General features: G+C 64.6%; 6 protein-coding genes and 1 pseudogene. 1 reads left to right on the forward strand and 6 read right to left on the reverse strand.

Features of this window, described 5'->3' with window-relative positions; translation table 11 throughout:
* A pseudogene (locus tag HP547_RS20340) lies at nucleotides 1-374 on the forward strand (TetR/AcrR family transcriptional regulator); the annotation flags it as partial.
* 128 nt (nucleotides 375-502) lie between these two features.
* Here HP547_RS20340 and HP547_RS20345 read toward each other — a convergent pair.
* The 6 genes from HP547_RS20345 to ssuE all read right to left on the reverse strand — a co-directional run bounded on the left by HP547_RS20345 (nucleotide 503) and on the right by ssuE (nucleotide 5,231).
* Entirely contained in the window at nucleotides 503-718 is a 216-nt protein-coding gene (locus HP547_RS20345) for a molybdopterin-binding protein (protein WP_008095172.1), read from the reverse strand.
* Between the two features lie 44 nt (nucleotides 719-762).
* Nucleotides 763-1,575 carry an aliphatic sulfonates ABC transporter ATP-binding protein gene (gene ssuB / locus HP547_RS20350; protein WP_172287267.1) on the reverse strand — a complete coding sequence of 271 codons (813 nt, stop codon included), beginning with the start codon at nucleotides 1,573-1,575 and terminating at the stop codon, nucleotides 763-765.
* Complete coding sequence (gene ssuC / locus HP547_RS20355) at nucleotides 1,572-2,369, reverse strand: aliphatic sulfonate ABC transporter permease SsuC (protein WP_172224357.1); 798 nt, start codon at nucleotides 2,367-2,369, stop codon at nucleotides 1,572-1,574. Before ssuC ends, ssuB begins: the two co-directional genes overlap by 4 nt.
* A 10-nt stretch (nucleotides 2,370-2,379) precedes the next feature.
* Entirely contained in the window at nucleotides 2,380-3,528 is a 1,149-nt protein-coding gene (gene ssuD / locus HP547_RS20360) for an FMNH2-dependent alkanesulfonate monooxygenase (RefSeq protein ID WP_172224354.1), read from the reverse strand.
* Nucleotides 3,529-3,587: 59 nt separating this feature from the next.
* A complete protein-coding gene (locus tag HP547_RS20365; protein ID WP_172287268.1) occupies nucleotides 3,588-4,553 on the reverse strand; it encodes a sulfonate ABC transporter substrate-binding protein in 966 nt (321 codons plus the stop codon).
* Nucleotides 4,554-4,637: 84 nt separating this feature from the next.
* On the reverse strand, nucleotides 4,638-5,231 hold the full coding sequence (gene ssuE / locus HP547_RS20370) for an NADPH-dependent FMN reductase (RefSeq protein ID WP_172224348.1): 594 nt from the start codon (nucleotides 5,229-5,231) through the stop codon (nucleotides 4,638-4,640).
* Between the last annotated feature and the right edge of the window lie 46 nt (nucleotides 5,232-5,277).

Here is a 5,277-nt window from a genome sequence, read left to right on the forward strand (position 1 = left end):
GCAGTGCGTTCAGCACCTGGCACGAACTGTCACGGCTGATCGAGCAGCGCATGCTGGATATCTACAACGACGATGCTGCGGCGCGGCAGCTGATCCTGGCCCAGCATGGCCTGAGCGAAGTGGTGCAGGCCGATCGGCAGCACGACATGGAACTGGGCGACTTGATGTACAAGTTGTTCGACCAGCATTTTCATCTGCCGGTGATGCCGGGGGATGTGGATGTGTTTGCGCTGGCCATGGAGCTGAGCGACCGGGTTTATGCACGGTCGGTGCAGTTGCATGAGGCGATTACGCCGCGCATGGCCGAAGAGGGCAAGCGGGTGTTCGAGGCCTATCTGGGGTTGTACCTGCCGCCGTTTCTGGCCAAGCGTTAAATTCAATGGCCTCATCGCCGGCAAGCCAGCTCCCACAGATAAAGCACAAGGCCTGAAACCTGCGCAGTACCTGTGGTAGCTGGCTTGCCGGCGATCGGGCTGCAACGCAGCCCCGCGGGCCACTTTCATCACAGCTTGGCGATAGACACTTCAGTCGACTTCACAAAAGCAATCACTTCACTACCCACCTGCAATTCCAGCTCTTTCACAGAGCGGGTGGTAATCACCGAAGTGACGATGCCCGAGGCAGTCTGCACGTCGATTTCCGACAGCACAGGCCCTTCAAGGATTTCTTTCACGGTGCCTTTGAACTGGTTGCGAACGTTGATGGCTTTGATAGTCATGATTTGCTTCCTTCTCTGTGGGCTTCAGTCTGGTAAGTGAGTTTTCAGTGCGCCCAACGCAATTGCGTGGGCAAAGGGGCTACAGGGTCTGGCTCGGGCGCAGTGCCCGGGGCTGACAGAACACGGTTGAGCACTTCGCTTTCCAGCGCCGCCAGGCGGTGCGAACCACGCGCCCGGGGCCGCGCCAGGTCGACGGTAAGGTCGAGCCCGACCTCGCCGTCCTCGACCAGGATCACCCGGTCAGCCACGGCAACTGCCTCGCTGACATCGTGGGTGACCAGCAGCACGGTGAAGCCGTGCTGACGCCACAAGCGTTCGATCAGTTGCTGCATCTCGATGCGGGTCAGCGCATCGAGCGCCCCCAGTGGCTCGTCCAGCAGCAGCAGACGCGGCTGGTGGATCAATGCCCGCGCCAGCGCCACACGCTGCTTCTGCCCGCCCGACAGCGCTGCCGGCCATTCATTGGCCCGGTCGGCCAGGCCAACCGCCTCCAGCGCGTCCAGCGCACGCCCGCGCCAGTCGCCGGACAGGCCCAGGCCGACGTTGTCGATCACCTTCTTCCACGGCAGCAGGCGGGCATCCTGGAACATCAGGCGGGTTTCGTCCCGCGCCTCATCCAGCGGCGCGGCACCGGCCAGCAATTGCCCGGCGCTGGGCTGGTCGAGCCCGGCCAGCAGGCGCAGCAGGGTGCTCTTGCCGCAGCCGCTGCGGCCGACGATGGCGACAAACTGGCCTGCGGGGATGTGCAGGTCGATGCCCTTCAACACTTCGCGTTGGCCAAAGGCCTTGCGCAGGCCGTTGCAGGCCAGCGGGATGCCACGCAGCAGGCGTGGCGGCTGTTCCTTGAGCACGGTCATGCGCCCTCCTTCCTGGCTACTTGATAGGCCGGGTGCCAGCGCAACCACACACGTTCCAGGCCGCGGGCGGCCAGGTCGGCGAGCTTGCCCAGCACGGCATACAGGACGATGGCCAGTACCACCACGTCGGTCTGCAGGAATTCCCGGGCGTTCATCGCCAGGTAGCCGATGCCGGCATTGGCCGAGATGGTTTCGGCAACGATCAAGGTCAGCCACATGAAGCCCAGGGCAAAGCGCACGCCCACCAGGATCGAAGGCAGCGCACCCGGCAAGATCACCTGGCGGAACAGGGTGAAGCCGGACAAACCATAGCTGCGCGCCATCTCCACCAGCGCCGGGTCGACGTTGCGGATGCCGTGGTAGGTGTTCAGATAGATCGGGAACAGCGTGCCCAGCGCAACCAGGAAAACCTTCGCCGACTCGTCGATGCCGAACCACAGGATCACCAGCGGAATCAGCGCCAGGTGCGGCACGTTGCGGATCATCTGCACCGAGCTGTCGAGCAAGCGCTCGCCCCAGTTCGACAGGCCGGTGATAAAGCCCAGCACCAGGCCGATGCTGCCACCGATGACAAAACCCAGCCCGGCACGCCAGCCGCTGATGGCCAGGTGGGTCCAGATATCACCGCTGCGCACCAGCTCGACGCCGGCACTGACCACCGCGCTAGGCGCTGGCAGGATGCGTGTCGACAGCCAGCCGGCGCTGACCGCCAGCTGCCAGGCGGCCAGCAGCAGCACCGGTAGCGCCCACGGCGCCAGGCGCTGGGCAAGGGTATTGGAAGTTGCACGACTCATGGCCTGGCCCTCAGCTTTGCGCAACGGACTTGGGCAGGATGTCGTTGGCCACCATCTCGCCGAACGGGCTCACGTAACCACCGGCCTTGGCCTGCTCCGGGCGTTGCACATCCAGGTGCGGGAACAGCAGCTCGGCAACCCGGTACGATTCTTCCAGGTGCGGGTAACCGGAGAAGATGAAGGTATCGATGCCCAGCTCGGCGTATTCCTTGACCCGCGCCGCAACGGTCGGGCCATCGCCTACCAGGGCGGTGCCGGCACCACCGCGGACCAGGCCGACGCCCGCCCAAAGGTTGGGGGCCACTTCCAGCTTGTCGCGGTTGCCGTTGTGCAGCGCCGCCATGCGTTGCTGGCCGACCGAGTCGAAGCGTGCCAGCGAGGCCTGGGCACGGGCGATGGTGTCATCGTCCAGGTGCGAGATCAGCTTGTCGGCGGCAGCCCAGGCTTCTTCGTTGGTTTCCCGCACGATCACGTGCAGGCGGATGCCGAAGCGCACTTCGCGGCCCTGGGCGGCGGCTTTCTCGCGCACCTGGGCGATTTTTTCTGCGACCGCGCTCGGCGGCTCGCCCCAGGTCAGGTACAGCTCGACCTGCTCGGCGGCCAGGTCCTGTGCGGCATCCGATGAGCCACCGAAGTACAGCGGCGGGCGCGGTTGCTGGATTGGCGGGTAAAGCAGCTTGGCGCCCTTCACCTGGATATGTTTGCCGTCGTAGTCGACGGTTTCGCCTTCCAGCACCTTGCGCCAGATACGGGTGAACTCCACGGAGGCCTCGTAGCGCTCCTGGTGGTTCAGGTGCAGGCCGTCACCCGCCAGCTCGTCCGGGTCGCCACCGGTCACCAGGTTGAACAGCGCACGGCCATTGGACAGGCGGTCGAGGGTGGCTGCCTGGCGTGCCGCCACGGTCGGCGAAATGATGCCGGGGCGCAATGCGACCAAAAACTTCAGGCGCTGGGTAACCGGGATCAGCGATGCCGCCACCAGCCAGGAATCCTCGCAGGATCGCCCGGTAGGGATCAGTACGCCGCCGAAGCCAAGGCGGTCGGCCGCCTGGGCGACCTGCTGCAGGTAGCCATGGTCGACCGCGCGAGCACCATCGGAGGTGCCCAGGTACTTACCGTCACCGTGGGTGGGCAGGAACCAGAAAATGTTAAGGCTCATTGGAGTTGTCTCCTCAAGGGTGGCTCAGCCGGGGCGGCGCCCCGGCGCAGGCAAGTCAATCAAGGCGCGCTGGCGACCTTGGCCGGGGGTGTCCAGATAACGTCCTTGATGCTCAGCGGCTTGGGGATAAGCTTCAGCGCATGGAACGTGTCGGCGATTTTCTGTTGCGCGGCCACCACCTCTGGGGTGAGCGGCGCGGCGCCGTAGCCCTGGCGCTTGACCGAAGTCAGGGTGATGTCGGCGGGCAGCCCAAGCAGCGGGGCGACCTGATCGGTCACTTCCTGCGGGTTGGCCTGGGACCATTCGCCCACGGCGCGCACTTCCTCGATCACGGTGTTGATCACCGCTGGGTGCTGGGTCGCGTAGTCGCGGGTGGCAAGATAGAACTGGTGGTTGTCGACCAGGTCTTTGCCGTCGCGCAGGGTACGTGCCTGCAGTTGTTTCTCGGCGGCAGCCTGGTACGGGTCCCAGATCACCCAGGCATCCACGCTGCCGCGCTCGAAGGCGGCGCGAGCGTCGGCCGGGGGCAGGTAGACGGCCTGGATGTCGCTGTACTTGAGGCCGGCATCTTCCAGCGCACGGACCAGCAGGTAGTGCACGTTGGAGCCTTTGTTGAGGACGACTTTCTTGCCCTTGAGGTCTTTGACCGACTGGATCGGCGAGCCCTTCGGCACCAGGATCGCCTCGCTGTGCGGCGCCGGCGGCTCATACGCCACGTAGAGCAGATCGGCGCCAGCAGCCTGGGCGAACACGGGTGGGGTCTCGCCGGTGACGCCAAAATCGATGGAGCCGACATTCAGCCCTTCAAGCAGCTGCGGGCCGCCGGGGAATTCGGTCCACTGCACCTGCACGCCCTGCTCGGCCAGGCGCTTTTCCAGCGTGCCCTTGGCCTTGAGCAGCACCAGGGTGCCGTATTTCTGATAGCCGATACGCAGGCTCTCGGCCTGGGCTTGGGTAATGGCGCCGAAGGACACAGCCGCCGCAAACAGGGCGACCAGACCGCGACGCAAGAAGACTGTGCGCATGGCGCTCTCCTGTGCGAATGGGTTCGGGTTGCACCTGCTTGCCTCGTTGTCGGGCGAGTAAGGTGGTAAAGCGGGTTGTGCTGGTCAGATGCTCCAGCGGGCGCTGATCAGGCGTTCGTTCAACAGGCCTGGGGCGACGGGGCTCGGCCGACGGGCCAGGGCAGCGTGGAAGGTTTCCAGCGAGTCATGCAGGCGTTCTTCCAGCACCGGTAACAGTTGCGCGGGTCTGGAGCCTTCTGCGTACGTAACCTGGCTGTCGTCAGCGAAGATCCCTTGCAGGGTCTCTTGCGCCTTGAGTGCCGACAGCACGGGTTTAAGTGCGTAATCCACCGCCAGCATGTGGGCGATGCTGCCGCCTGTAGCAATCGGTAGCACGATCTTGTGAGCCAGGGCGCGCTCGGGCAACAGGTCGAGCAAGGTTTTCAGAGCGCCGGCGAACGATGCCTTGTACACCGGCGTTGCGACGATCAGGCCATCGGCCTGGGCCACCAGTTGCTGGAAATGCTGAACCTGCGGGCTGTCGAAACGGGCATGCAGCAGGTCTTCGGCGGCAAAGTCACGCACCTGGAACGTCACCACTTCGACGCCGCGGTTCTGCAGCCACTGGCGCGAACGCTCCAGCAGCACGCCGGAGCGTGAACGGGTACTTGGGCTACCACCGATTGAGACGACCAGCATTGCAGCGCTTCCTTGTGTTCTGTTGGGAGTGACATTAACAGCGCTT

It is taken from the genome of Pseudomonas sp. CM27, from assembly GCF_013179515.1.
Taxonomy (GTDB): Bacteria; Pseudomonadota; Gammaproteobacteria; order Pseudomonadales; family Pseudomonadaceae; genus Aquipseudomonas.

Excerpts from the sequence above, each read along its gene's own strand:
- HP547_RS20345 (WP_008095172.1), bottom strand. The coding sequence starts at position 718 with ATGACTATCAAAGCCATCAACGTTCGCAACCAGTTCAAAGGCACCGTG.
- ssuB (WP_172287267.1), bottom strand. The coding sequence starts at position 1,575 with ATGACCGTGCTCAAGGAACAGCCGCCACGCCTGCTGCGTGGCATCCCG.
- ssuC (WP_172224357.1), bottom strand. The coding sequence starts at position 2,369 with ATGAGTCGTGCAACTTCCAATACCCTTGCCCAGCGCCTGGCGCCGTGG.
- ssuD (WP_172224354.1), bottom strand. The coding sequence starts at position 3,528 with ATGAGCCTTAACATTTTCTGGTTCCTGCCCACCCACGGTGACGGTAAG.
- HP547_RS20365 (WP_172287268.1), bottom strand. The coding sequence starts at position 4,553 with ATGCGCACAGTCTTCTTGCGTCGCGGTCTGGTCGCCCTGTTTGCGGCG.
- ssuE (WP_172224348.1), bottom strand. The coding sequence starts at position 5,231 with ATGCTGGTCGTCTCAATCGGTGGTAGCCCAAGTACCCGTTCACGCTCC.